Below are 26966 nucleotides of genomic sequence, written 5' to 3'. Positions count from 1 at the left end.
CTGAAAAGGAGATGAAAGTAATATGGAGATTACACTTTTACAGGGAATCCTACTGACCATTATGACGATTATCGTCGGTCTTGATTTCTTCCTCGAAGCGTTCTTTATCTTCCGTCCGTTGATCGTATCGACACTGACGGGACTAATTTTGGGTGATATTACCTTGGGGCTGAAGGTTGGAGCATTGATCGAGCTTGCATTCGCAGGATTGACACCGGCCGGTGGAACACAGCCGCCAAACCCTGTATTCGCAGGTCTGATGGGAACGGTACTTGCGTATACAACCGGCTGTGATCCAAAAGCTGCACTGGGTCTTTGCCTGCCATTCTCTTTCCTGGGACAGTATGTCATTCTGTTCTATTATTCCGCATTCTCATTCTTTATGGGAAAAGCCGACAAGTGTGCTGCTGAAGCTGATGTTAAGGGTATCCGTCGCATCAACTTCACAACCATGACGATTATTTCACTGACCTATGGGGCTCTGGCATTCCTGTGTACCTATGTTGCACAGCAGCCAATGGCAGACTTCGTAAACGCACTGCCTGCAGTTATCACACACGGTCTTGAGGTTGCCGGCGGAATTCTTCCGGCTGTCGGATTCGCTATGCTGCTGCGTGTTATGATGAAGGTAAAATACACACCATACTTTATCGCAGGCTTCCTGATGGCATGCTTCTGCGAAATGCCGAACCTGCTGCCGGTAGCGCTGCTTGGTACCGTATTTGCACTGATTGATTTCTTTGGTGTGAAACAGAGAAAAGACGAAATTGAAGAAGCTGTGAAAAACGCAGGGATAACTGGAGGTGACACGAATGTCGGCATCTAAGAAATTAACAAAACATGATATTACAATGCTTGGTATACGTTCTTCCTTCCTGCAGGCATCCTTCAACTATGAACGTATGCAGGCCTGTGGATTTACATGGGCAATGCTGCCTGCTCTGGAAAAGGTATACGGAGACGATAAGGAAAAGCTGTCTGCCGCGATGACAGATAATCTGGAATTTATTAACACACATCCAAATCTTGTCGGCTTTCTGATGGGCTTGATGATGTCCTTGGAGGAAGGTGGAGGAACCCGTGATGCAATCAAGGGTCTGAAGCTGGCTCTGTTTGGACCAATCGCCGGTATCGGTGATGCAATCTTCTGGTTCACAATTCTGCCAATCGTTGCAGGTATCTCCTGTTCCTTTGCATCTCAGGGATCCGTTCTGGGACCGATTATTTTCTTTGCAACCTATGTGGTTATCTGGATTCTGCGTATAGTCTGGACCCGTCTTGGCTATACCCTTGGAACACGCTCTATTGATATCATTACAGAGAACTCTGATATGATCGCCAATTCCGCAACAATTCTGGGTATCACCGTAATCGGTGCACTGATTGCTTCCTATGTTACCATCAACCTACTGCCAGTCATTAAGGTAGACGGTGGTATCGAGGTTGCAGTACAGGCTGAGTTCTTCGATCGTATTTTCCCGAACTTTTTGCCAATGTGTGTTACCCTGCTGCTGTTCTGGCTGCTGAAAAAGAAACAGGCGAATCCAATCGTTCTGATTGTATCCATTATTGTGCTTTCCATTCTGGGAGCATGGGTCGGACTTGTTTAAAATATGATAAAATAAAGCTATCCATACAAGACTTTCGGATAGCTTTTTTCAAAAATTGGAGGTAGTTATGAAACTGATACATACAAAGAATTATGAAGCAATGTCAAAAGAGGCTGCGGATTTGCTGCTGGATACACTGCGTAAGAAACCGGATGCAGTAATTTGTCTTGCAACCGGAAGTTCTCCGGCGCGGATGTATGAGCTGGTATGTGAGGCGGTGAACAGGGAACGAATCGACTTGTCCGAAATCACATTCGTAAAGCTGGATGAATGGTATGGAGTAGAGCCGCAGGCAGCCTGTACATGCACAACCTTTATCAAGGAGCATTTGCTGGATCAGCTGTATATGCAGCCAAAAGCGGTCGTTGAATTTGTATCCGATGCTGCCAATATCAAGCAGGAGCTGGATAGGATGGATGCATTTTTATCAGAACATCCGATCGATGTCATGATTCTCGGATTGGGAATGAACGGACATCTCGGATTGAATGAGCCTGCGGATTTCCTTACACTGAACGCACATTATGCAGAGCTGGATGAGAAAACAAAAACACACGATATGGTAAAGGGCTTTGAGCCTAAGGGAGGTTTGACGATAGGACTGCAGGGGATTTTTACATCAAGGCAGATACTTATGCTGGTTTGCGGTGAACGAAAGGAAGCTGCTTATCAGGCATTTATGAGTCAGAGAATAACAACCGCAACGCCGGCATCTCTGCTATGGCTGCATCCGAACTGTGTTACACTGGTTGATGATACCATACAGAAATAACTTTTTATATTGTTATTATGATAAAGTTATGATAAAATTATGATAACAAAATAGAGAGGAGTAGATTGATATGATACAAATTCGTCCTGTTTCTGATTTGAGAAATAAATTCTCTGAAATTGAAGAGATTGTAAATGGTGGGGAACCCGTTTACCTTACAAAGAACGGCTATGGTACAATGGTGGTTATGAGTCTGGAACGGTATGCAGGTCTTACAGATTTTGTAGAGACCAAGCTGGATGAGGCTGATCGTATTGCGGAAACAAGTGAGGAACGATATTCGCACGAACGAGTGTTTGGCGATGTCAGAAAAGCTGTTGATGGAAATAAAGACCTATAAGGGGATTTATTTTTATAGTCTTTCGTAAAGGCGGCAGCCTTTTGTTCATATATTTCATCACATCACATACGTCCTTAGGATACAGCAGTAGTGAGCCGCAATTCCTACATGGTGCTTTTTCACCGCTGCTTTTAGGTTCACCTTTCGTTTGACCTTGCTTGTTTTCATGATGGAACGCTTGATAGAATAAGCAAACACATCCTACATATATGGCAGGAATATCTCCATAATCATCGCCATTTCGGAAGAAGGAATCGTCACGTTGAAAATTTCAGAGATGATCTCAAAATTCTTCTCCATTATATAATACATCTGATCATACTGATTGATGATGCCTCTGGCCTTTGGATAGGACAGGGGCTCTTTTCGTATGCAGCGCTCGATCATAAATCCACTGTGGAATATGAACTTAATCAACAAATCATCCGTATAGGAAATATTCAAATCATGCAGAATATTGATCAATACATTAAATAAAGACTGACAGACCTTGTGCGGATTCAGAAATACCAGTGACTCAGACAGTACCTTGTTTGTGATATCATTCAGCAGCTCCTGTGCATGTGTTTCCGTTTCACTTACACTTGCCGCATCCGATGTATGATCCTGTCGGAAATACTGGATGGAGCTTAACGTGGAGCCGAGTGATTCCATCTTTTCCACAATCGCCATCAGCGTTTTTACACTGATATCACCTACGATGGTAAACGCGACATCACTCAGCTTTTTCAGTATGGCTTCACTTGCTGTAACTGCACTGCTGTCTGTGGCAATCACAACACCCTTCCCGCGATTGATCGAATGCATCGTATCGGCAATCAGCCTGCAATTCTTTTCATGGGAGGTCTGCGAATGCAGACGGAGGAAGTGGATTTCAGATTTGAAGGACAGGCTGTTCAAATAATCCGCATACTCCTTTGCTGTATCATTATCCACACTGATAATCAGCAGCTGTATATAGTTACTGTCAATCCATTGTGAGGAAAGATACAGATAGGTGGCAATATAATCTGTTTCCTCCGCAGGAAGCTTTAGCTCCTGATGTGCATGAATGTGTGCAACGATGCTTTGTGCGCAGTCATAATCCTCCTGCTTGGCAATGCGATACTCTGCCCGTCGAAAGCCAAGCTCCTGATTTCCGCTGCGAATGCGGCTGATGGAATTGGATACATGCAGCAGTAAGCCATACAGCAGATTTTCATTTTTACAAATCGGTTTATTCTGAAGAATCGGATACAAAAGATCATAAACCTGCTTCAGCATAACGGAACGAATCGTATTCAGATGGATACCGATTGCCGCATTGATATCCTGAATACACAGATTGATCAGCTTATCATCAATACTTTCCAGATAGCTGTCCTTTTTGCTGGTGCTGTCATTGAGGTCATACAGCAGCTCCAGCTCCTGATTCTGCTTCAGCGCAGAGAAAAATAAATATTCACCGGCAAACAGATTCAGAATGTTATCCAGCTCACTCATGCGCTCATTCACATCATAAATATCCGTTAATACCTGTGTGGAAATATCATCATAATCAATGCTGACAAACAGTGCTTCCTGCTCCAGATAGCTGCGAAATGCATGTGCACACGCCTGCTTGATTTCCGCGTGCAGATGAGGCAGGTTACCGGAATAATCCGACATGACAAAGCAGCTGAGTGCGCCCTTCGATATGCGTATGGTTTTGTCAATATGTGCAGCCTCCTGCTGGAAATATTGCATAGTCAGAACCAGCATTTCCTGAATGGACTTCTCCCGCAGACTGGGAATGTGTATCTGCATAGGGAAGCAGCGGCGGATATCTGGGTTCAGTATCATGTTTTCCGTGTTGGAGATACCCACAATCAGGGAGCGAATCGGATATTCCTTGGAGGGTAGATGCAGCGGCGTATAGGATTGATTGATCATAGCGTTGTACAGGCTGGTCAGGGCGGAAAAGGACAGGCGATCCATGTGATTCAAAATGAGCATACCGTTTCTGCTTGCCTCCAGCAGTCCCTTTTTCAGATGGCTGCCATCATAATAGCCATACAGCTTGCTGAGAATTTCCTCCGGCTCCTGATCGGCATAATTCAGACAGTCAAAGACAACGATTCGCGAGCCATGAGAAAAGATTTTCTTATGCAGACAGAATTCATACATCGTCTTCGCAAAGCTGAGCTTGCCAACGCAGGGGTCACCGTATAAGAGGACATTCAATCCCTGCGGTGGATACAGCAAAGCGGATTTTGCCCGTTGAATCGGCTCAAACATACTGCTTGTATTGCGGTTTGCGAGATATTGACGGAATACATCTGCCTGTGTCTGTTCGCTTTTCTGCTCATGCTCCTCCTTCAGGTAGCTTTGAATGCTCTTTCCCTTTGGAATGACACTGGGAATATGTACATCCGGATGCTCGTTTTCCAGTGGTGTTCTGGCAAAAAACAGAGTCGGGCGTCCCTGCGTTTTAATCAATCTTCCCTCATGATGCAGCTGATTCAATAGTCTGGACACATTGGAGCGGTCCATTTGCAGATCTAGACTGATATTCAAAGCATCCCTTCCCAAACTGCCATGCTGCTGCAGCTGCTTTGCTGTATGATGGATCAGATGCTGATACACCTCTTCTTTTTTCTTATCCATATAGCCTTACCTCCTTTTTGACATTATAACAAAAATATCCGGTATTTGGTGTAAAATGGGCAGGACGCTTACACACTGTTAATCAAAATGTATTTTTTATCTGCTGTGATTGTGCAAAAACCTACGCACATATGTATAGATAGGAAGAAAAGCGGTTACTTTTCCTGTAAAAATAAAAAGAAACCGCTGATATATACGAGAAATATTGCTTTACACAGTTTATTTAATGTGTAAAAAAAACGGGAATTTTGTGTGGCGAAAACAGCGTGATACAATACACTCGAAGTTAAAACGACTGTCGAATAACCGGCAGCTGATGAAATGAGGAGGTAGAAATATGGTTGCAGTGTTATTGGTGACACATGGCGATCTGGCACAGGCACTGTTGTCAAGTGCAGCGCTGATTATGGGAGAGGCTCCGCTGATCGAAAGCCATGGTTTATATCACGGAGACAGTGTTGACAATCTGAAGGATACGATTAAGGAGGCGGTAGTCAGGTTGTCTGAGTGCTCACAGGGAGACGGCGTTTTGATCCTGACGGATTTGTTTGGAGGAAGTCCGTCCAATGCGGCAGCGAGAGCGATGCACGAGCTGCAGGATAGCGTTCGCTGTGAATGTATCACCGGGGTGAATCTTCCCATTCTTCTGGAGGTGGCAACGAGCAAGACCTTTCGGAAGCTGGAAGAGCTGAAGCAGCACGCATTAGAAGTTGGTGGGAACAGTATTCTGGATCTGAGAAATCAGTTTCAGTTATAAGCAGATTGCTGAAAGGAGATAAGTTATGCAGATTTCAATTATTCAGGCCATTCTGATTGGTACGCTTTACTATTTAACAAACAATGGGGTTCCCTGGCTGACCGGGCTGGGCAGTGTGTCCATCCGCCAGCCAATCTGTGCGGGGACGATTGTCGGACTGATTCTTGGGAAGCCGGTGGAAGGCTGTATTATGGGTGCTACGATCAATACCTTGTATCTGGGCTTCGTGAATGCGGGAGGTACGCTGCCAACCGATCCCGGAATCGGCGGGGTTGTGGGGACAGCACTTGCGCTGAGTGCCAATGCCACACCACAGGTTGCTATGTCGATTGCAGTTCCGCTTGGAGTCATGGGAACGATGGTATGGACGCTTCGTCAAACGGTGAACATCTATTTTGTACACCAGATGGATAAGTATGCAGTTACCGGTGATATTAAAAAGATGGCCTTCTGGCAGCTGGTGCCGACACAGCTGTTCGGATATGCAGTAACCATGATTCCCTGTGCGCTGCTGGTTTACTTTGGTGCTCCGGCTACACAGGGACTGCTGGACATGCTGGCAGGAAAGCCGCTTCATATTCTGAGTGTAATCGGTGGGATTCTTCCTGCTATCGGTATTGCCATGATTATCCGTATGCTGAATACAAGAAACGGAATCCTGATTTTCTTTACACTGGGATTCTTCCTGGAAACATACTCCGGACTGAGTATGCTGGTGGTATCTATTTTTGCGGCTATTGCTGCTTACTTCTATGGTGAATTGAAATTCGGAAAGGCAGGGAATGAGGAATGAGTGAACAGGTGACGGAAAGAAAGCTGACAATCAAGGATCTGAATACATCCTATTTCATGTTTGAGGTGTTTGCGCAGGCCTGCTGCAGCTATGAACGATTACAGGCACCCGGATTTTTCTCCGGTATGAAGAATGTTATCGCTAAACTATATACAGACCCTGAGGAACGTGCGGAAGCATGTCAGCGTCATATGGAGTTTTATAACTCGGAATTCGCGTTGGTAGGACCGGTCATTCTTGGTCTTACGATTGCCATGGAGGAAGAAAAGGCCTGTGGTGCAGAAATCGACGGGCTTGCGATCAGTGCGGTAAAGACCTCCCTGATGGGTCCGCTTGCAGGAATCGGAGATACCCTGCGGCAGGGAACGCTGATTCCCATCATCGGCTCCATCGCAATCTCCATTGGGCAGGAAGGAAATCTTCTGGGGCCAATCTTCTATTTCTTTGTGACGCTGGCACTGAACTTCGGCATCAGCTATACGCTGTACCGTAAGGCATATGACAAGGGGCGCGATTTCGTTGGTGAATTCTTCAGCGGGGGGAAGATGGAAAAAATCATGACAATGGTAACCGCTATGGGCTCGATCACCATCGGTGCACTTGCCGCAACAACCGTAAAGCTGACCTCTACTGCGGAAATCGCTCTGGGTGACAACAAGCTGGCAGTACAAGCTGATATATTGGATAAGGTTGTAAATAATCTGCTTCCGTTTGGTATGGTCATGCTGACATTCTATCTGATGAACAAAAAAGTAAGTGTAAACAAGGTCCTGCTCATTCTGTTTGCCATCGGAATCATCGGTGGCCTGCTGGGAATCGTCTAGGCAGGTGCAGGATATGAAGGTTCTGATTACATCCAACAGCTTTGGGAAATTTGACGAAGCTCCGCGTAAGCGTATGCTGGATTTAGGCTGGGAGCTGCTTGATAACCGCTACCATCATATTATGAGCGAGGAAGAAATGATGAACGAGGTTCCCGGTGTGGACGCAATCATACTTGGCTCTGATATCGTCAGTAAACGCGTGCTGGATAAGGCTGACAGGCTGAAAATCATATCCAGATACGGTGTGGGAATTGACAACATTGATACTGCGGAGGCTGAAAAAAGAGGTATTGCTGTAACGGTGACGAAAAACTGTAATACGGAGGCGGTGGCAGATTATACGATTGCCCTCATGCTGGCAACCCTGCGCCATGTATGCAATGTGCATTCCTCCTTGCAAAAGGGAACATGGAAAAAGGAAACCGGTCTGGATTTGTGCCATAAGACAGTCGGAGTATTCGGACTGGGCGCAATCGGCCGTCAGGTTGTAAAACGTTTAAAGGGATTTGAATGTAGGATACTAGGGTACGATATATTTGCGGATGAAGAATACTGTCAAAGGGAGGGGATCCGCCTTGTTTCTCCTCAGGAGATTTTCAAGCAGGCGGATATCATCACCCTGCATATGCCGGGCAATGCGGATGGAACGCATTTCATCACAGAACGGGAATTGGCGCTGTTGAAGCCGGAGGCTGTCATCATCAATACCGCGAGAGCTTCTCTCATTGATGAAACGGCTATGCTTCAGGCATTGCGACAAAAACGCATCTATGGCTATGGAACGGATGTCTTCGATAAAGAGCCGCATATGAATCCGGATTTCATCGGATTGGACAATGTTGTCTGTAGTCCGCATACAGCTGCCGTCAGTGTGGAGGCTGTGAATACCATGTCACATGCCGCCGTGAATCATCTGATGGAGTATTTTGGAGTAACAAAATAATAGGAGAAGCCTTATATGAAAAATATCGTTTGGACAAGAATTGATGATCGTCTGATTCACGGACAGGTCATGACACAATGGATTCAGTATACCGAGGCGAATGAGGTGCTGATCATCGATGATGGAGTCGCAAAGGATTCCTTCCTGCAGATGGTTATGAAATCCAGTGTACCCGGCAAAATCAGTTTGAAGGTATTGAGCGTCAAGGATGCGATTGGATATTTGAATGAAGATGGAACGCATGAGAAAATTATCATTCTTGTAAAGACACCGGTCGTATTGGATGAGCTGAGCGATGCCGGTGTTCGTCTGAAGAGTATCAATGTCGGAGGAATCGGCGCGAAGGCCGGAAGAAAGCCGATGTTCAAAAACATTTCTGTCAGTGAAGAGGAAAAGGAAGCCTTCCGTAATCTGTTAAACAAGGGAATCAACGTGTTCCTGCGTGTCATCGTTACAGAACCGGAAGAGGATATCGCAAAATATTTATAGAAAGGAAACGGTATACTGCCGCATATCAGAGGCGATCAGGTCGTATACCGGAGGGAACAGGATGAATGAAATTGTAGAGTTTATCGCAAGGCACAAGGTAGTCGTTATCTGCCGCGGCTTGTATGAAGCAGAGCTGGTAAAAACAATCAAAGCATTGTATGCGGGCGGTATACGTATCGTGGAGGTAACCTTTGATCAGGCAGACCCCGATGCAATAGCGAAGACATGCTGCGCAATACGGACAATCAAAGAGCATTTTCCACAGATGAAGGTGGGAAGCGGCACAGTAACCTGTGTAGAGCATGTGCTTGCGACAAAGGAGGCAGGGGGAGAATTCTGTCTGTCACCGGATGTGAATACGGAAGTGATTCAGGCGACAAAAAAAGCCGGACTGACATCCATTCCCGGCGCTATGACATCCACGGAGATTTTGCAGGCCCATCATGCCGGCGCGGATATTGTGAAAATATTCCCTGCAGGATGGCTGGGAGTATCCTATCTGAAGGATATCAAGGGGCCGATCAATCATGTGAAATTTCTTGCGGCAGCCGGTGTAAATGAGGATAACTTCAAAGACTATCTGAATGCCGGATACTGTGCCGCAGGGATCAGCGGACGCTTTATTGATCGTACCGTTATCGCTGAAGGAAACTTTGCGGAGCTGACCCGCCGGGCAAGGATATTTACCGATATTGCCAAAGCCTGCTAATCCAACCCCGCCGCATAGCTGACAGTGGCGGGGCTTTTTGGGAAATAGATGCAGTTTACTTGTGCTGTAGGTGACAAGATTCGCATATGCAGTAAGCAGGTAGGCAGTGAAGCGTAATATGGAGGATAGAATGTGCTGGAGTATCTGGCTGATAATAAAAAAGAGGATGTAAAACAATTTTCATGTAATATTTGTGCCCGTGCGCGAAGTGCGGGGAAGGGAGTTAAAAATGAAGGCTATTGTATTTGGTGCGGGGAAAATCGCCCGTGGATTTATCGGGCAGCTGCTGTATCTCAGTAAGGCGGATATCACGTTTGTGGATATTGATCAACAGCTGGTGGATCGTTTGAATAAGGATCAAAAATACCATGTGTATATTTTGGGAGATTCTTCATTGGACAGCGATGTTACAGGCTTTCAGGCTGTGCAGCTGGACGATGAAAAACGCATTGGCGCTGCTCTTATGGAGGCGGATATTGCCTTTGTTTCCGTAGGTGGGGCAAATCTGAAGTCACTGGGTGAGAAAATCGGAAGAATATATGAGGAAAACGGCATACCGAAAAAGCTGTTTAACTTTGTGACCTGTGAGAACTGGAGAAATGCAGGAGCATTTTTGTATGAGGGAATCACCACACAGCTCTCAGAAGAAAAGAAAACGGTGTTCGATCAGTATATCGGTGTGAATGAGGCAGTCATTATGCGCTCTGCAACACAGCCAAGTGATGCCCTAGCAAAGCAGGATGCAACAGGTGTATGGGTGCAGAATTACTGGTATCTACCGATCAGTGCCGAGCATTTCAAGGGAGAGCTTCCGGCGATTCAGGATACGGAGCTGATGCAAAACTTCGGAGATTTTCTAACCCAGAAAATGTATACCAATAATACAAGCAACGCCGTGATTGCCTATCATGGCTATCTGGCGGGCTATGAGCTGCTGGCACAGGCCGCAAACAGTCCCGAGGTTGCCGCCTTGCTGGATGAGGTATATGAGGAAATCAATCAGACGCTGGTGGCAGAGCTGCATGTCGATCCGCAACAGCAGAAGGCCTTTTCGGAAAAGGCAAGAGCAAAATATACAGACTGGACGATTGTCGATCGTGTAATCCGACATGGATGGGATCCGCTTCGCAAGCTGGGAGCGCAGGATCGGCTGATTGCACCGGCAAGAATGGCGCTGAACCATGGAATCTATCCCCGCGTGATGATTGAAACGATCGCAAAGGCACTGTTCTTTGATGAGGAAAGTGATGCATCTGCAAGGAAGCTGAAAGCTATGCGAAGAGAGCACGGGATTCCTTTTGTATTGCGGACGGTATGTGAACTGAATGAGCAGGAGCCGTTGTATCAGGAGGTGCTGAAGGCTGTAGACAGGATATGCAAGGAAGGGCTGGTCAAGGGACATGAGTAAGAATGTAATCATCGGAGCCGGATTAAGCGGACGGGGATATCTCAATCGTCTGCTGTATCTGTCAAAGGAAGAAACCGTTTTTTTAGACCAGGATGAGCACCTGATCCAGCAGCTGCAACACAATCCCTCGTATACGATTCGCTTCGGAAATGAGCGGGAACCGCTGAACGTGGATAATTACACAGCGTATACGATAACAGATGAGCGTGCGATAACAGCCATCGAACGCTCAGATCGCATCTTTATCAGTGTCGGAGCCGATCACGTTGCAGAATTGCTGCCCTTTTTGCAGGCGGCATTAAAGCAGCGCGCCAGGCGTTCTTTGGACATCCTTGTTGCGGAAAATGGAATACAGCCATCCTCACCGCTTGCTGTATTGCGCAGTGATCCTAGGATACATCTGAGCGAAGCTGTCATATTTTGTACAACGCTGGGACAGCGTGATTCACTGGATATCTTCAGTGAAAATCTGGATCATCTTCCATATGACAGCATTGCACTGGGGCATGAGCTTTCCTTATACGGCTTTGTACAGGAAACACATTTTTCCGATTTACTGGAGCGTAAGATTTACACATATAACTGTATCAGTGCATGTATAGCCTATCTGGGCTATGAAAAGGGATACACGGATTATGCCGAAGCTGCAAATGATGATGAAATTAGCGGGAAGATTGAGCGAATCGCAGACGTGATCAATCGTTGTATCACTGCGGTCTATAAGGTTTCCTTGCAGGAACAAAGGGAGTTTTCTAAAATGGCGATTCAAAAGTTTCAAAATCGAAATATCATAGACACCGTGGCACGCAATGTTCGTGATGTGGAAAGGAAGCTGAAGCCGGAGGAAAGAATTCGCAAGCCGTTGTCTTTGATGCAGGAACAGGGGGAATACAGCAGGGAGCTGCTGGAGGTTCTGGCAGCGGCACTTCGATATGGCATGAAAACAAAAGAGCTTTCGCAGGATAGGGAAAAGCTGGTGGAGCTGTACACACAGGGGATGTGCGAAGCGTGGAAGCAGGTGGTGCATAGCTGCTGTAAATGATATAGCTATAAGGTATCCGTTGTCATTATGGAGACTGTCGGTTCACTACAGCGAAGGACTTAAATGGAATCGTGTATTCATGCCTTTACTTGCATCAGCGTACAAAAAAACTGAAAAAGAAGAAATAAAATCCTAATCACAGGAGCTTTCTTTCTTCTTTTTTCAGCTACATAAATTATCCATTTCCAAGCTAGAGCCTATTCATGACAATTCTTTTTTCATGCTGGGAATGCTTTGCAATTTCAGCAGTGCAGAAAATCAGACAGCTGTAAAAGAGAAATTGCACACCTGTAGTAAGGAACAGGTTTTTCACAGCTGCTATCTTTTTTTCGGCTGGATAAGCAGGAAGTCTTACTTATTGTTTAGCTTTGCAGAAATATCCCGCAGCTCCAATGCGATATAAACCAGCAGAAGAAATTTCATAATATCTATAATCATACCTACCATGTCCACACAACCTCCTATTCATAAACGGGAAACAGGTCCCCTGCAGGACACTGTTTCCTTTGTCTCTTTCTAGCTAAACTTTACTATAAATAGCATGTGGTGTAAAGCTGAATTGTGTAAAGAATCAAACGGGTCTGATATTACAGACCTTCGGATTTCGAAGTAGGAAAGGCTTCTAAGGTGTGCAGACAGGATATCTCTGCTCTCATCCTACTTCCGTATCTGCCGGAAAAATCTTTCGGACTACATCCTGTAAAGCAAACAACTGCTCTCATCCTGCTTCAGTATCTGTCGAAAAAATCTTTTGAACTACATCTTGTAAAGCGAAGAAATACGATTTCTCAGGTTCTGCTGGAAGACGCTGCTACCGATTGCTTTTCTTTTTAAATGCTCTTACGGATAATATATAGAAGAATAGAAGCAAGGCCGTACACCACAAAATTGCAGAAAGCAGTGTACTGGTTTTTAATGCCTCATTCAGCAGCAGTGCACGCAGTGAATCAATGATAGGAGTGATTGGCTGGTATTCTGCGAATATCTGCAATACTCTTGGCATGGTATCGATCGGGACAAAGCCAGAGCTGATGCAGGGCAGAGCTATTGCCAGAATTGAGAATGAGCCTGCCCCCTCCGGACTGTTGGCAATCATTCCGAAATATACGGATATCCAGGATAGGGTGAGAATGTACAAAGAAATAATCAGCAGTGCGGCACACCATCCGATGAAATCCGCTTCCGGTCGAAAGCCAATCAGGAATGCCACTAAGAGAATCAGCAGCGCAGTTATCATATTTCTGATAAAGGCTTCCAGAACATGCCCATTTAAAATGGAGGAGCGTTTAACGGGCATGGTGCAGAAACGCTCCATGATGCCGCTTTTTATATCCGAGCAAACGGCAATCGCTGTGGTAGCGGCACACTGTCCGAGACATTGCAGTATGATTCCGGGAACAATGTAATTCACATAGCTTGTTTCACCTGTCTGCATGGCGCCGCCAATTACGTAAGCAAACAACAGCATGGTGAGTATCGGAGCGATGATGCTCGTTAATATAGTATCGGGGTTTCGCTTGGATAAGAGCAGACATCTTCCGCTCATCGTCAGAATATCCTTTAGTGTCTGTATGGTTTTCATCGTACATCATCTCTTTCGTGAATTAGGTTTAGGAAAACATCTTCCAGATTTGGCAGCTTTTGATAAAATTTCTGGATTTTGATATCACTGGAAGAAAAAATCTGAAAAAGCTTAAAGAGTGCTTCGGCACTGCCGTCCGTATATATAATCAGCTTATGCTCCTCCACTACCGGCTTCGTCGTATAGTCCGCTGTATATGCCATGGCTGTCTCCAGCATATTGCTGTCGGGAAATTCAAATTCGACGATGCCCTGCGGCAGCAGCTTTTTTAATTCCGCAGGAGTACCCTCTGTAAGGATTCTTCCCTGATCCAGAATGGCGATATGATCTGCCAGCTGCTCCGCTTCCTCCAGATACTGCGTGGTAAGGAAAATAGTGATTCCCATGGAATTCAGCTGCTTTATGATGCTCCACATACTGTGACGGCTCTGTGGATCTAAGCCTGTGGTCGGCTCATCCAGAAAAATAATCTGCGGATTCCCGACAAGGCTCATAGCGATGTCCAGCTTTCTGCGCATACCACCGGAATAGGTGCCCACCATGCGGTTGGCAGCTTCTGTAAGAGAGAAATACTCCAGCAGCTCCTTTGCCTTTTGCTTTGGTGTCTTCAGATGATTCAGCTTTCCGATCATCACGAGATTTTCATAACCACTCAGCTTTTCATCCACGCTGGCAAACTGCCCGGTGAGACTGATCAGCTTCCGAACGGCGTCTCCCTCAGCAGCGACAGAGTGAGCGCATACGGATACTTCACCGCTATCAAAGGCCGCAAGTGTTGTCAGTATCTTAATCGTCGTTGTCTTTCCGGCTCCATTGGAACCGAGCAGACAGTAAATAGAGCCCTTTTCTATTTCTATGTTCACATCCTTTAATACCTCTGTATGACCATAGCGTTTGGTTAATCTGTGTACAGAAACAGCGAGATCTTGTGTCTTCATGTTCTATTCTCCTTTTTTATATACATTCAGAATGTATGTATTCTGGTAAAATAAAATTGCATATGCAATCTTATTTCGTAGGAATGCTTTGGACGATCGTCTGAGCGTGCTGAAGAATTTCGTCATCGATGAGGTAGATTCCCATACTGTCCAGCAGGTGCTTGGTGAGCAACAGGCGTTCCAGCAGCTCTTCCTGCGTACAGGGAACGATGGAGGGAATGAACCACACACTGGTTATCATTACAAATAGACTGGCCAGTGCCTTGGGATATTTGATATCCGGAATGGAGCCGTCCTGAATGCCCTCCAGAAACAGCTCTTCAAAAAACGGTGTGACGATCCGCAGATTGCTTTCCATATAATCCGCAAGAATCTTCGGATTCTTCAGCAGCGGAACAGACATCTGATTCAAATCGAGCTGATCCTGATTTTGCGCCTGCATTTTAATGAGCTTCTTCAGCTTTTCAAGACCACTTAACTCCTTGTCCTTACGAACTTCCTCAAATGGATTATGCTCCAGAAACATGCGGTCACTCAGCGCATCCAGCACTTCCTCCTTGGATTTGAAATGGTGGTAGAAAGCACCGCGGGTAAGTCCTCCCAGCTCTCTAACAATATCCAAAATGGTTGTTTCCTCATATCCTTTTTCCAGAAACAGCTTCATGGATACATCCAGTATTTTCTGAACCGTCTCCTCCGGATACTTATTGCGCGGCATTGTATCACTCCTTAATACATACATTGTGTATCTATAATTTAACATACACAGTGTATGTTGTCAATGCATATCCTGTCTTTTGTTTGCCTGCGTATAATTCAAAACGATAAGGAACTGTGTGCAAACGGTGCTTTACAACAAAAACCGATCAGACTGACCGGTTTTCTGCATTGTATATAATATGAGGGATCTATAACCTCTGTTCCAGCTGTCCCTGAATCTCCATCTGATAATTACGTATCACATCGCACAAAACGGCGATTTCCTCCTGTGAAATGGAAAGGGTCATAAAATCCCGGATTTTCAACAAATTCGTTTTCATGATATGAAACAGCTCGGTATGCTCCATCATAAAGCTTTCCAAAAGATTGTAGCGAATTTTCTGCTTCTTCACACAGCGGTCTAGCATACAGGTACCATGGAACAGAAACTGTATAATAATATGATTGGAAAGCGGCAGATTGCATTCTGTGCAGATATTGAGCAGTACGCGATACAGGGCTTCATTGGATTTCGCAATATTGATGGTGGGGAAAGTTGCCTGAAAGCGCTGAAAGATGTCACTGCTCTGTCGCTCGTTTTTAAAGGTCAGGCTTTTGTCATTCAAGAATGTCTTGATTTTTTTCTTTCGATTCACCACATCGCTGAGCAGTGCCAGTAAATGCATGGTTTTCTGTGAAACTACCTCACTTGTCTCATAAAGCAGCGGCAGGGATACCGGATACAAAGAGAAGGACGGGATGTTCAAAGAGGAGATGATGGACTTGTCCAGCGTTGTCAAGGGCGGCTTATCACCGACAATCAAAACACCCTTGCCGATATCAATATATTTGATCAGCTTGTAGATTTTATCGGTAAACTCGTGAAAGTCATGTGTCTGATAATAGAGATTATAATCAAAGGAAAAGAAACAGCGGCTTCCCAGAATCTGATTCAGATGCTGGGCATAATTTTCCGCAAGACGCTCTCCGTGACAGACAATCAGTGTCATGATGGTATTCTGACTGATGGATTTCAATGCATAATAGATAAAATTGCGGATATAGCTTTTATATACCTTCAGAAGGCTGATATTGAACTTGTTTTCCACTGTGCTGATCACATTGTCACTCAGCTCCTGAGAGTATGCGGTCTCCTTATAATCCAGATGCTCCAGCTGAAACTGATAGGCAAAGGTATTATCCAGCATGTGCTGAATCTGGATATACAGCTTGCTTAAAATCTGACGGTCATTCTTTAGCTTGGTTTTGGTGAACAGCGGTGTGAGTGCCTGATAGACCTTGGATTGCATTTCTATGGAGGAGGAATCCAGAAGCTTTGTCCGTGTCATCAGGACATCCTCTTTTGCCTTTTCGATAATATTTTTCAGCTTTGCGGTTATGACAATGCTTGCATTGAGCTGTGTCTGTAACAGATTTTCCAGTGTTTCACATGGCTGATCCGGATAAATATCGATGATTTCCGGAAGCAGCTGCGTCACCGTGATGCGGATATGATCCTCGAGGGAATTGTCTGCACTCTTGTTTTGAATCACATTCTTGGATATGTTTTCATGTGTGATGACAATCGGCTCGTGGTTGGTAATGACACTGGAATATAGGTTGTTGGATAGGGAATAGACAATTTCATTGCGAAGCTGAAACAGGTTATAGGTATAATCTGCGCTGAGAAAGGAAGCGATGGCATTTCCTGTTACCTTAATGCGGCAGTTCAGATTTACTGCCTCCTCCTGCAGAAAGGTCAGTACCAGCTCAATCATTTCCTTGGTGGTGCGCTCCTTCAGATTCGGATATTGCGCGATGTAGGGGGTAAGCTGTGAGAAATAGGAAAAGTTTTCCACACCCTTATCTACCAGAAAAATCATGATGGGAACCGGCTTGCCTTCATTTGTGCACAAATTGTTGAGATCATTCCAGAAGCGGTAAATATCACTCTCCTGAAACTGCGTGAAAATTTCCATGATAACCATGGAGATGCTGCGGTCAAGAAATAGCTGGCGCAGGCTTACAAGGCTTTCGGTAATCGAACGGTAATCAAAGGTGAAGCTTCTGCTTTTCTTTGGAATCCGTTTATTTTTGACAGCCAGCTCAAACAGCTTCTTGCAGAAGTATTTCTTACCGGAGCCTTTTTCCCCCTGCAGGGCAATGAGCAGCGGCTTGTTCTGGTTATAAAAGATCGCAGGGGTGATTTTACTGATTACGGGCGTCAGCGCTTCCTCATACCCGTTTCCGATGATATCCATTCCCTTTTTATAAAAGCTAGCGTCGCTTGCATCATAAACAAACAGGTTTTTCAGGCTATCCTTGCTGGGGATGACCTGCGGTATATGAGTGAAATGGTATTCACTCACGATGACATCCTTGGATAGATAAAGCGTCGGTCTGCCCTCTACTTTGATTAGGAGAAGGTCATTGAACAGCTGATTCAGTATTCTGGAAACATTGGAACGATCCAGCTTCAGATCCAGTGCGATGTCAAACGCATTGCAGCGCTCAAAGCTGAACGATTTATCCGCCAGACTTTCACTGGTATATTCCCTGACCAGGTTCATAATGGAATCGCGTCTTGTTTTTGCCATATATACCATTCCCTCCTATTTTTTAGTGTTATATTTATGCTGATAAATAACACACAAGGTAAAAAAATATTAACATAATTTGGATAAAAAGTACATACTGGATAATATTTCGGACAATATGTAAATGTTTTCAACTATAAAAGGGATGTCCTGTACAAAGGATTGCTTTTTGCTGTGACACACTACTACTTTTCGTGTCAATTTGACACTGTAATCGTTTTCAATATGATAGTAGGTGACAGCGGAATATGCGGATATAAAAAAAGCTGCAGGGAGGTGAAGCAGACAGCAACGCATGTTTGATACATAGTTATGAACTGAAAAAGAAAGGAGAACTATGAAAAAAGCAAAAGCATGGGTAATAGAGGGAAAAGATGAAGTAGCTGTACGCAAGCTGGATATCGTACGGCCCGGGGATTATGAGGTATTGTTTAAAACAGAGGTATGCTCTTTGTGTACCGTTGATCGAAGAACCTACAAGGGAACCAGAAACTACGGCTATCCGTTTCTCGGGGGACATGAGTGCAGTGGGACAATCATAGAAATTGGCAGAGGAGTTGTCAATGTAAAGCCGCAAGATAAGGCGATTTTTACCTCCGGATACTGCAATCAGTGTGAGCTGGACCGTTCCGGAAGAGGTACGCAGTGCAATCGTAAAAAAGAAATGCCAAAGCGTGCACAGCTGGACGGAAACATTCTGGGGGGAGGCTTATGTGAATATCTGGTGATACCGGCGTGGCAGATTATCCGTATGAGTGATGATGTGGATATGCGTCATGCGGCACTTACGGAGCCTCTTGCATGCTGTATTCACAGTATTCGCAAGGCGAGAATCAAATTCGGTGATACAATCGTCATTATCGGTATGGGCATCATGGGCTATTTTCATCTGAAGCTGGCACAGATGAGCGGTGCTCGTATCATCGTCAGTGAGACAGATGAAAAAAAACGCGAAACTGCCCTGCGGGAGGGGGCTGCCTATGCCCTTGATCCTACGCAGTGTGATGTTGGTGAAGCAGTGAAGAGGCTCACGGATGGCTTGGGGGCAGATGCGGTAATCAATACGATTCCTTTCAAGGAGGTGTGGCAGCAGGCCATTGATATGCTGGCGCCTTATGGCAGACTGATTGCCTACAGCTCACAGAACAGCGCTGAGTTGATCGGTGTGGATTTTGGAAAGGTACATAGCCGTGAAATAGAATTTATCGGAACGCTGAATCCGACGATTGAAGATAATCAGATGGCGGTCAAGCTGATCAGCTATCATATGATCGATATGGAAAAGGTAATTGATCGGGAATTTAGCTTTGCGCAGGGAAAAGAGGCCTTTGACTATGCGTGCAAGCCCGGCGTTTATCGCGTTATGATCAATTACGGAAAGGAAGAGAACTGATATGCTGGTAACATTAACGGAAATCCTAACAAAGGCAAAGCAGGAAAATTATGCGGTACCTGCCTGCAACATTGATAATGAGCATAATCTGCGCGCCGCAATCGAGGCCGCGGAAGAAATGAATTCCAGTATTATCCTGAATACGACACCGGTTGCGAATCCTGATCTGGTGAGCTTTGGACATCTGGCAACAGATCTTGCCAGACGTTCCTGTGTAAAGGTTGCACTGAATCTGGATCACGGAAAGAGCTTTGAGGATTGTCTGCTCGGTATCCGTGCAGGCTACACCTCCATCATGATTGACCGCTCCCTTCTGCCCTTTGAGGAGAATGTCAGGGAGGTTAAGGAAATGGTACGCATCTGTCATGCGCTGGGAATCAGTGTGGAGGCAGAGCTTGGCCATGTAGGGGTCGGAGAGCAGTATCATACGGATGGTCATCAGGCGTTTACCCGTGTAGAGGAGGCTGTAGCGTTTGTAGAACAGACAGGCGTCGATGCGCTAGCTGTCGCAATCGGTACGGCACACGGTGTATACAAAGGAAAGCCAGAGCTGCATTTTGATCTTCTGCAGGAGTTGAAGGAGGCACTTAAAATACCGCTGGTTCTTCATGGCGGCAGCGGCACCGGAGATGAAAATCTGGCACGCTGTGCAAAAGAGGGAATCAATAAAATCAATCTGTCCAATGATTTGAAACGCAGTGCGATTGAAAATCTGATCAAGGAGGATTTGAGCGGTAATGCCGTATATCAGCTCTATCCGCTGCTTGCACAGGGCTTTAAAAATAAAATCAAGCACTATATCCGACTGTTTGGCTGTGAGGGCAGGTAGTATAGGACATGCACCAGTGAAGGAAATCACACGGTGTGAGAACAGAAGCTATAGAAGGGAAGCGTGGTGCAGTCACATAGCCTACGGTATCAATATCGCGTATATCCTGAAAGCATATAGCGTGCATTTGATGGTATGCGTAATCTGACTGCATCAGGACGGCTATGCATAAGAAAGGCTTGAAACACGATAATAAAAAGCACGGCATGGAGACGATTTGAGCGTCTATGATGAATATGCGGATGTACACGGACATGAATGTTGAATTGCATATTGAAAGGCTTGTAAAGGAACGTTCAGAAATACATAGACAGATAAAGAAGTATGTGAGAGGAGGAGATTGCTTATGAAGCTATTGGTGACATCAAAGTCTTTTGGTAAGCTGCGTGATGAGCCGATTCGCCGATTAAAGGAAGCAGGCTTTACGGTGTTTTTAAATGAGAAGGGCAGACTGCTCAGCGAAGAGGAAATGGTGGAGGCCATTCAGGGAATGGACGCTGTTATTTTGGGGACGGAGGTTTTTAACCGCAATGTGATCGACCATGCGGATAATCTGAAAATCGTGTCGCGATACGGTGTGGGGCTGGATAAAATCGATGTGGACTATCTGGAGGAAAAGGGGATTGCATTGCGAATTGCACGCTTTGCGAATACCAATTCCGTTGCGGATCACACAGTGGGGCTCATGCTATCACTCTGTCACAATATCACACGCAGCGATGCCAATATCCGTGCTCATGTGTGGAAAAAGCCGGTTGCGAAGGATTTGTACCAAAGTACGGTTGGTATACTGGGACTGGGAGCCATTGGCAAGGCAGTTGCACGAAGATTAAAGGGCTTTGATTGTAAAATACTTGCGTTTGACAGTGTTTATGACGAAGAATTTGTGAAGGAATACGGCATACAAAAGGCAGCTGTGGATGAAATCTTAAGAACTGCTGATTTCCTGACGCTGCATCTTCCCGCACTTCCGGAGTTCTCTCCGCTATTGGATGCGGAAGCCTTTTTAAAGCTGAAGAAGGATGCAGTCATCATCAATACGGCCCGGGCAAAGCTGATTGATCAAAATGCTTTGTATGAGGCATTGAAAAACGGACAGCTTTATGGCTATGGAAGTGATGTACATTTCATGGAGCCCGGCTTTGACGAAGAACTGATCGCCAGTGAGAAAACTGTACTGACACCACACATCGCCGCTAGCAGCGCTGGTGCAATTCAGCGCATGTCGGATATCGCTGTCGAGAATGTGCTGGAATATTTCGGATCGTAGAAAACGAAGAGGACAGCACGCGTTCATGCATAATAAAAAGTATGTACTGCCTGGCGGATGTTACTACTGTATAAGCGAGCAGAATGTGCTCGTCAGGGCATGAACCGCGCGTGGTGCAGCGCTCGAAAACGAAGAGCTATCTTGGGACTGCATAAGAGAAGGAGAGAAGAGGGCTATGAAGATTGATGAAAAGCTGGAAAAGCTGAAGCAGTTTGATACACCGTCCATCACGAATGTGGTGGCAACCTATCCGGATAAGGAATACTGTCTGGGGCTTTATCATCCATGGCAGGGGAAATGGTATACGGATGAACGTGCAAGGGTTATGTATCCAGAGCTGGGAAGAACCGTGGGGTATGCGATTACCTGTACGTATGGTCTACCAGATTCCAATTACAACCGATTGAAATTCGGTGATGTACTAAAGGCTGTGGCTGCGGTGGGAAAACCGGTGGTACTGATTGTGAAGCAGGATATGCCGGAGGAAATCAAATGCCGCAACGGACTGCTTGGCGGAAACATGATGACGGCACTGCGCTCTGCCGGCTGTGTCGGTGTGATCAGTGACGGTCCCAGCAGGGATGTGGATGAGATACGGCCTTTGCAAATGCAGTATGTATTAAGCGGAGTAACAGCGGGACATGGAAAATGGGCGGTGCAGTCCATCAATACCGGAGTAGAGGTTTTCGGTATGCAGGTATGTCCCGGCGAAATCATTCATATGGATGAAAACGGTGCTGTGAAGTTTCCGGCAGCTGCCATCGATCAGGTGATTGAGAAGGCGACGTACCTTCAGCAATTTGAAGAAAACAGACAACGGAGGATGAGGGAAACCGATGATGTAGAGGAACTGATTAAAATCATGTCCGGTTTCTATGATTAGCCTATGGAAAATTTTATCTATGACATACCGACAACGGTATATTTCGGAAAGGGACAGCTGCATCAGCTGGAGAGAATCATCAGGGAATATGGAAAACGGGTTCTTCTTGTATACGGAGGGGGAAGCATCAAACGAAACGGCATCTATGATGAAGTCGTTTTGCAGCTGCAAAAGGCGGGAAGAGAATATGTTGAATTAGGAGGAGTGGAGCCCAATCCATCACTGTATACCGTGGAAAAGGGCGTGGCTGTATGCCGCAGAGAACAGGTAGATGTGATTGTGGCAATTGGCGGAGGAAGTGCGATTGATTGTGCGAAGGTTGTTTCCGCAGCTGTTTGCAGTGATCAAACACCATGGGAGCTGGTGCTTCATCCCAAGGAGATCAAGCGGGCATTACCTGTCATCGCGGTGCTGACGATTGCGGCTACCGGCAGTGAAATGGACCATATCGCCGTTATTACAAATCCGGAAACGAAGGAGAAAATCGGTACGCGCAATCCGCTGCTTCGACCAAAAGCGGCAATCCTTGATCCGACCTTCACCTTCAGCGTCAGTGCGTATCAGACTGCCTGTGGTGTTGCGGATATTATGAGCCATACAATGGAATCCTATTTCGCAAGAGAGGAAGCTGAGCTGCAGGATCGCTTTGCGGAAGGGATTTTGAAGGTATGTATCAAATATGGGCCAATCGTTTTGCAGGAGCCTACGCATTATGAGGCACGAGCGAATCTCATGTGGGCGGCAAGCTGGGCAATCAACGATATGCTGAAGCTTGGGCATATGACACAGTGGAGCGTACATCCAATGGAACATCCGCTCAGTGCTTTTTATTCCGTTACGCATGGAGAGGGACTGGCAATTCTGACACCGCATTGGATGGAGTATGTATTGAGTGAGGATACGGTGGATAAGTTTGCACGCTTCGCCAGGGAAATCTGGCAGGTGGAGGAAAAGGATGTGTGGGATATGGCGCGAGAGGGAATCGAGCGGCTGCGTGGCTTTTATGAACAGCTGCATCTGCGCTCATCCTTAGGGGAGCTGGGCATTGATGAAACACACCTTGATGCCATGGCTATGGATGCCGCAAGACAGACAGTGAACGGCTATGTGTCATTGTCCGCTGAGGATGTGAAGAATATCTATCGAAACAGCTTGTAAAGTGTTTTATAATAAGGGCAGGGAAAGGAGATAAGGATGCACGATGTGTCCTTACAGGTTATCGTATGAAAATTGTAGTATTGGATGGGTATACGGAAAATCCGGGAGATCTTGATTGGAACGGGTTTGCGGAACTGGGTGAGGTGACGGTGTATGATCGCAGTGAGGAAGCACAGGCAGCTGAGCGAATTCAGGATGCAGACGCTGTGATCGTAAATAAGGTGCGCATGACAAGAGAGCTTATGGAAGCACATCCCAAACTGCGCTATATCGGCGTGCTGGCAACGGGATATGATGTAGTGGACATAGAGGCTGCAAGGGATCTCCATATTGCGGTTACCAATGTTCCGGGATATGGTACGGATACGGTTGCACAGTATGCAATCGCACTCCTCTTGGAGGTAACGTCCAGAATCGGTCACCATGCGGCTCGTGTAAAAGAAGGGGAATGGGCGCGCAATGCGGACTGGTGCTTTTGGGAATACCCTTTGCTGGAGCTGTCCGGCAGAACGATGGGGATCATCGGTTATGGACGAATTGGCAGAAGGGTCGGAGAAATTGCCCAGGCATTGGGAATGAAGATATTGTTTCATGATGCCTTTGCCCAGGAGGACGGCAGCGGTGAAAAGGTATCGCTTGTCGAGCTGCTGCAGCGAAGTGATGTTGTAAGCCTGCATTGTCCACTTACGAAGGAGAATGATTCGCTGATAAACAAAAAGACGCTGGCGATGATGAAGTCGCATGCAATTCTAATTAACAATGCCAGAGGTAAGCTCATCAATGAATGTGATCTTGCGCAGGCATTGCAGGATGGTACGATTTATGCGGCTGCACTGGATGTAGTGAGAGAAGAACCGATTCGCAGTGATAATCCGCTGCTGGAATGTGATAACTGCCTGATTACTCCCCACATCTCGTGGGCCAGCAAAGAGGCGAGAAGCAGAATCATGGATACTGCCGCTGAAAATCTGGCAGAGTTTCTACGTGGAAATACGCAGAATCGGATTGTGTAAATACGTTAGTATATTGAATAAATCATTGCTTATGAAAACATAGCAGTGATTTTTTTAATTAAGTCATTCGCTTGCTCAAAGCTTTACTGCTTTTCCATGCCATCTTAAGCTAATTTTTTATAAAAAGTGGTTATTCATTTTTGATCATAATTATTATTAGCCATCTTATGATTGATGTTTGCAGTGTTTTTCTTAAGAGTAAATATAAAAATAGGAAATGTATGCTTTTCTGTATTGATCAGTTTATACATTTTCTTATTATATCTTGTTGCTCATTCTATATTTTATTTAAAGATATATTTAATGTACATATTTTGGTTACTCTGTTAGCTGTGTTAGTTTTAATAAAGCCTGTAAGTATTTTTATTACATTATTTTTTAAAAGTATCTTTAAAAATGAAAAAGATAGGCATGAAATTAAAAATTGGCAGATACATAGGATATTTGGAAAGGTTCATAATATTTTTACTGTGTCTTTTTGATTCTATTTCAACCATCGGTTTTATTCTAGCAGCAAAAACATTGGTAAGATATAAGGATATCAATACTAATGAAGACAATTTCAAGAAAAATATCTCATTGGAACATTGCTAAGTACGATAGGTGCCTTATGTTGTTTTGCATTGGTAAAATATAGCGAACGATTTTAAATGGATTTTTTGCTATGTATATCATTCCAGATTGTCTTATTAGGAAATGCATCAACTGTGCTTCTCTTAACTATAAGCAAAGAAGCCCTCCATACAGACAGATCACACAATAGAGCAGGACTTCCTGTAAGCTAAAATCATGAATAAACTATTTTTACTGTTTGATATTTAAACGTGGACATGAAAGCAAAAATATAACAGAGAGATTCACAAAAGATATCTTACAATAGTAAAACTTAATGTATAGTAACCGGGTGAAAAACTATTTCAGATTTCACTCTTTTTTCTATTTTCATAATATCTGCAGCATGTCCAAAAAAAGCTGCTTGATTTTAGAAAATATGCTCTTTTTTCGTGTCATATTCGTGCAATGTAATACACACTACAGATTCAATACTGTGCTATTTTATGCCGAAAATAACACAGTGACAGTATGTAACCGCTTTTATGCTGTAGTTTTCTGGCTTTCTATGTCGTTTTATATGAAAACAAGTCGATAAAATGGAAAAACAGCTATGAAAAAAGTGTGACACACTAGCCTTAAAATCGATCGTTTGACATCGAAAGCGTTTTCAATATGATGGGTAGTGTAAGGCAGCGGAAGCTATGCTGCAGGATGTGAAAGAAAGGGATTGAGAGTCAGGTGATAAATTTGAAAAAAACCGCAGTGATCAATATTACAAGCTTCGGCAGGGAATTTCCGGAGCATCTTCAAGAATTGGAAGAACGTGTGGGGCCGGTCGATAAAATGCTGCTGCGTGCAGATATGGATGGGAAAACACTGGCACAGCAGTTAAAGGGATATACCTATGTACTGCTTGGGAATTATCCAACCTTCGATGAAGAGTTTTTCTCCAGGAATACAGATGTAAAGCTGATCGCCCGTCATGGTATCGGCTTCAACAATGTAGATCTGGAAAGCTCGAGAAAGTATGGGGTGTATGTAACCCATATTCAAAACTATGTAGAGCTGGATGCTGTTGCAGAGCAGGCGGCAGCGCTTCTTATGGCCGTATCAAAAAATGTGGTGATTGCCAATCAAAAGGTACATCAGGGTGACTGGAATAAGGATCGTCAGGAAATCATGGGCTTTCAGCTGCGGGGGAAAACCTGCGGGGTGATTGGCTGCGGACATATCGGTACACGCTTTGCGACCATCATGAAATATGGATTTCAAAACCGCATACTGGCATATGATCCGTACGCGGACAGGGAAAGCGTGATGGCAGAGGGGATTCAGCTCTGTGATTTGGACACGTTGCTGAGAGAATCGGACTTTATCAGTCTGCATGCAAATCTGAGCGAAGACAGCAAGCACCTCATCAATGCACAAGCACTGGCAAAAATGAAGGACAACGCCATCCTCATCAATACGGGGCGCGGAGGCCTTGTGGATGAAACAGCCTTACTGTGCGCATTGCAAAGTGGAAAGCTGTTCGGCTATGGCGCAGATGTTGCAGCACAGGAGCCGATGACGGCTGATAATCCGCTGCTTACATGTGAGCGGGTAACCATCACACCGCATTCCGCCATCTATAACTACACCTGCATGAAGAACATGAACCGCAAGGTCATGGAAGACATCTACTGCATGCAAAGAGGGGAACGACCGGTGGAAATCATCAATGGTTTATAGAAAGGA

General features: G+C 45.2%; 24 protein-coding genes. 19 read left to right on the top strand and 5 right to left on the bottom strand.

Annotated elements, in window-relative coordinates; genetic code table 11:
• The first annotated feature begins 22 nt into the window (after positions 1–22).
• The 4 genes from agaC (at position 23) to NE665_RS07725 (ending at position 2722) form a co-directional block, all read left to right on the top strand.
• Positions 23–826, top strand: a complete 804-nt coding sequence (agaC, locus tag NE665_RS07740; RefSeq protein ID WP_002607254.1) for a PTS galactosamine transporter subunit IIC — start codon at positions 23–25, stop codon at positions 824–826.
• Positions 813–1610 (top strand): PTS galactosamine transporter subunit IID, encoded by a 798-nt coding sequence (gene agaD / locus NE665_RS07735; RefSeq protein WP_117442552.1) that lies wholly within the window; start codon positions 813–815, stop codon positions 1608–1610. Before agaC ends, agaD begins: the two co-directional genes overlap by 14 nt.
• A 67-nt stretch (positions 1611–1677) precedes the next feature.
• Positions 1678–2382 carry a 6-phosphogluconolactonase gene (locus NE665_RS07730; RefSeq protein ID WP_117442553.1) on the top strand — a complete coding sequence of 235 codons (705 nt, stop codon included), beginning with the start codon at positions 1678–1680 and terminating at the stop codon, positions 2380–2382.
• Positions 2383–2452: 70 nt separating this feature from the next.
• Positions 2453–2722 (top strand): type II toxin-antitoxin system Phd/YefM family antitoxin, encoded by a 270-nt coding sequence (locus NE665_RS07725; protein ID WP_117442554.1) that lies wholly within the window; start codon positions 2453–2455, stop codon positions 2720–2722.
• 201 nt (positions 2723–2923) lie between these two features.
• Here NE665_RS07725 and NE665_RS07720 read toward each other — a convergent pair whose 3' ends face one another.
• The gene (locus tag NE665_RS07720; protein ID WP_117442555.1) at positions 2924–5347 is read right to left on the bottom strand and encodes a PRD domain-containing protein; all 2424 of its coding nucleotides are present in this window, start codon (positions 5345–5347) and stop codon (positions 2924–2926) included.
• A gap of 337 nt (positions 5348–5684) precedes the next feature.
• Here NE665_RS07720 and NE665_RS07715 point away from each other — a divergent pair, with 337 nt between their 5' ends.
• The 8 genes from NE665_RS07715 to NE665_RS07680 all read left to right on the top strand — a co-directional run bounded on the left by NE665_RS07715 (position 5685) and on the right by NE665_RS07680 (position 12312).
• Entirely contained in the window at positions 5685–6104 is a 420-nt protein-coding gene (locus tag NE665_RS07715) for a PTS sugar transporter subunit IIA (RefSeq protein ID WP_117442556.1), read from the top strand.
• 25 nt (positions 6105–6129) lie between these two features.
• Positions 6130–6897, top strand: a complete 768-nt coding sequence (locus tag NE665_RS07710; RefSeq protein ID WP_002607261.1) for a PTS sugar transporter subunit IIC — start codon at positions 6130–6132, stop codon at positions 6895–6897.
• On the top strand, positions 6894–7721 hold the full coding sequence (locus NE665_RS07705) for a PTS system mannose/fructose/sorbose family transporter subunit IID (protein WP_117442557.1): 828 nt from the start codon (positions 6894–6896) through the stop codon (positions 7719–7721). The genes NE665_RS07710 and NE665_RS07705 overlap by 4 nt, the downstream gene beginning before the upstream one ends.
• A 13-nt stretch (positions 7722–7734) precedes the next feature.
• A complete protein-coding gene (locus tag NE665_RS07700) occupies positions 7735–8664 on the top strand; it encodes a phosphoglycerate dehydrogenase (protein ID WP_117442558.1) in 930 nt (309 codons plus the stop codon).
• Positions 8665–8679: 15 nt separating this feature from the next.
• On the top strand, positions 8680–9153 hold the full coding sequence (locus NE665_RS07695) for a PTS sugar transporter subunit IIB (RefSeq protein ID WP_118654617.1): 474 nt from the start codon (positions 8680–8682) through the stop codon (positions 9151–9153).
• A 61-nt stretch (positions 9154–9214) separates the two neighbouring features.
• Positions 9215–9862, top strand: a complete 648-nt coding sequence (locus NE665_RS07690) for a bifunctional 4-hydroxy-2-oxoglutarate aldolase/2-dehydro-3-deoxy-phosphogluconate aldolase (RefSeq protein WP_117442560.1) — start codon at positions 9215–9217, stop codon at positions 9860–9862.
• Positions 9863–10091: 229 nt separating this feature from the next.
• Positions 10092–11270 (top strand): mannitol-1-phosphate 5-dehydrogenase, encoded by a 1179-nt coding sequence (locus NE665_RS07685; RefSeq protein WP_117442561.1) that lies wholly within the window; start codon positions 10092–10094, stop codon positions 11268–11270.
• Positions 11263–12312 carry a mannitol-1-phosphate 5-dehydrogenase gene (locus tag NE665_RS07680; RefSeq protein WP_117442562.1) on the top strand — a complete coding sequence of 350 codons (1050 nt, stop codon included), beginning with the start codon at positions 11263–11265 and terminating at the stop codon, positions 12310–12312. Before NE665_RS07685 ends, NE665_RS07680 begins: the two co-directional genes overlap by 8 nt.
• 811 nt (positions 12313–13123) lie before the next feature.
• Here the strand turns inward: NE665_RS07680 and NE665_RS07675 are convergent.
• From NE665_RS07675 to NE665_RS07660, 4 genes are all read right to left on the bottom strand, one after another.
• Positions 13124–13894, bottom strand: a complete 771-nt coding sequence (locus NE665_RS07675; RefSeq protein WP_117442564.1) for an ABC transporter permease — start codon at positions 13892–13894, stop codon at positions 13124–13126.
• Positions 13891–14832: an ATP-binding cassette domain-containing protein gene (locus NE665_RS07670; protein WP_117442565.1), complete on the bottom strand. Its 942-nt coding sequence runs from the start codon at positions 14830–14832 to the stop codon at positions 13891–13893. Before NE665_RS07670 ends, NE665_RS07675 begins: the two co-directional genes overlap by 4 nt.
• Before the next feature lie 70 nt (positions 14833–14902).
• Positions 14903–15550, bottom strand: coding sequence for a TetR/AcrR family transcriptional regulator (locus tag NE665_RS07665; protein ID WP_117442566.1), 648 nt, complete (start codon positions 15548–15550; stop codon positions 14903–14905).
• 190 nt (positions 15551–15740) lie between these two features.
• On the bottom strand, positions 15741–18128 hold the full coding sequence (locus tag NE665_RS07660; RefSeq protein ID WP_117442567.1) for a PRD domain-containing protein: 2388 nt from the start codon (positions 18126–18128) through the stop codon (positions 15741–15743).
• Between the two features lie 337 nt (positions 18129–18465).
• On the opposite strand from NE665_RS07660, the gene NE665_RS07655 reads away from it, so the two are divergent.
• The 7 genes from NE665_RS07655 (at position 18466) to NE665_RS07625 (ending at position 26960) form a co-directional block, all read left to right on the top strand.
• Positions 18466–19521: a zinc-binding dehydrogenase gene (locus tag NE665_RS07655; RefSeq protein ID WP_117442568.1), complete on the top strand. Its 1056-nt coding sequence runs from the start codon at positions 18466–18468 to the stop codon at positions 19519–19521.
• Position 19522: 1 nt separating this feature from the next.
• Positions 19523–20350, top strand: a complete 828-nt coding sequence (locus tag NE665_RS07650; protein ID WP_117442569.1) for a class II fructose-bisphosphate aldolase — start codon at positions 19523–19525, stop codon at positions 20348–20350.
• A gap of 346 nt (positions 20351–20696) precedes the next feature.
• Entirely contained in the window at positions 20697–21620 is a 924-nt protein-coding gene (locus NE665_RS07645; protein ID WP_117442570.1) for a phosphoglycerate dehydrogenase, read from the top strand.
• A gap of 175 nt (positions 21621–21795) precedes the next feature.
• Entirely contained in the window at positions 21796–22503 is a 708-nt protein-coding gene (locus NE665_RS07640; protein ID WP_117442571.1) for an RraA family protein, read from the top strand.
• Between the two features lie 3 nt (positions 22504–22506).
• Entirely contained in the window at positions 22507–23661 is a 1155-nt protein-coding gene (locus NE665_RS07635) for an iron-containing alcohol dehydrogenase (RefSeq protein WP_117442572.1), read from the top strand.
• A gap of 65 nt (positions 23662–23726) precedes the next feature.
• Entirely contained in the window at positions 23727–24674 is a 948-nt protein-coding gene (locus tag NE665_RS07630; RefSeq protein ID WP_117442573.1) for a D-2-hydroxyacid dehydrogenase, read from the top strand.
• A 1302-nt stretch (positions 24675–25976) separates the two neighbouring features.
• Positions 25977–26960 (top strand): NAD(P)-dependent oxidoreductase, encoded by a 984-nt coding sequence (locus NE665_RS07625; RefSeq protein WP_256302520.1) that lies wholly within the window; start codon positions 25977–25979, stop codon positions 26958–26960.
• Positions 26961–26966 lie beyond the last annotated feature (6 nt).

The sequence above is a fragment of the Clostridium sp. DFI.1.208 genome, assembly GCF_024463855.1.
In the GTDB taxonomy this organism is placed as follows: domain Bacteria; phylum Bacillota_I; class Bacilli_A; order Erysipelotrichales; family Erysipelotrichaceae; genus Clostridium_AQ.
Note: the sequence above shows the minus strand (reverse complement) of the source record. Positions and strands in the feature narration are given on the sequence as shown.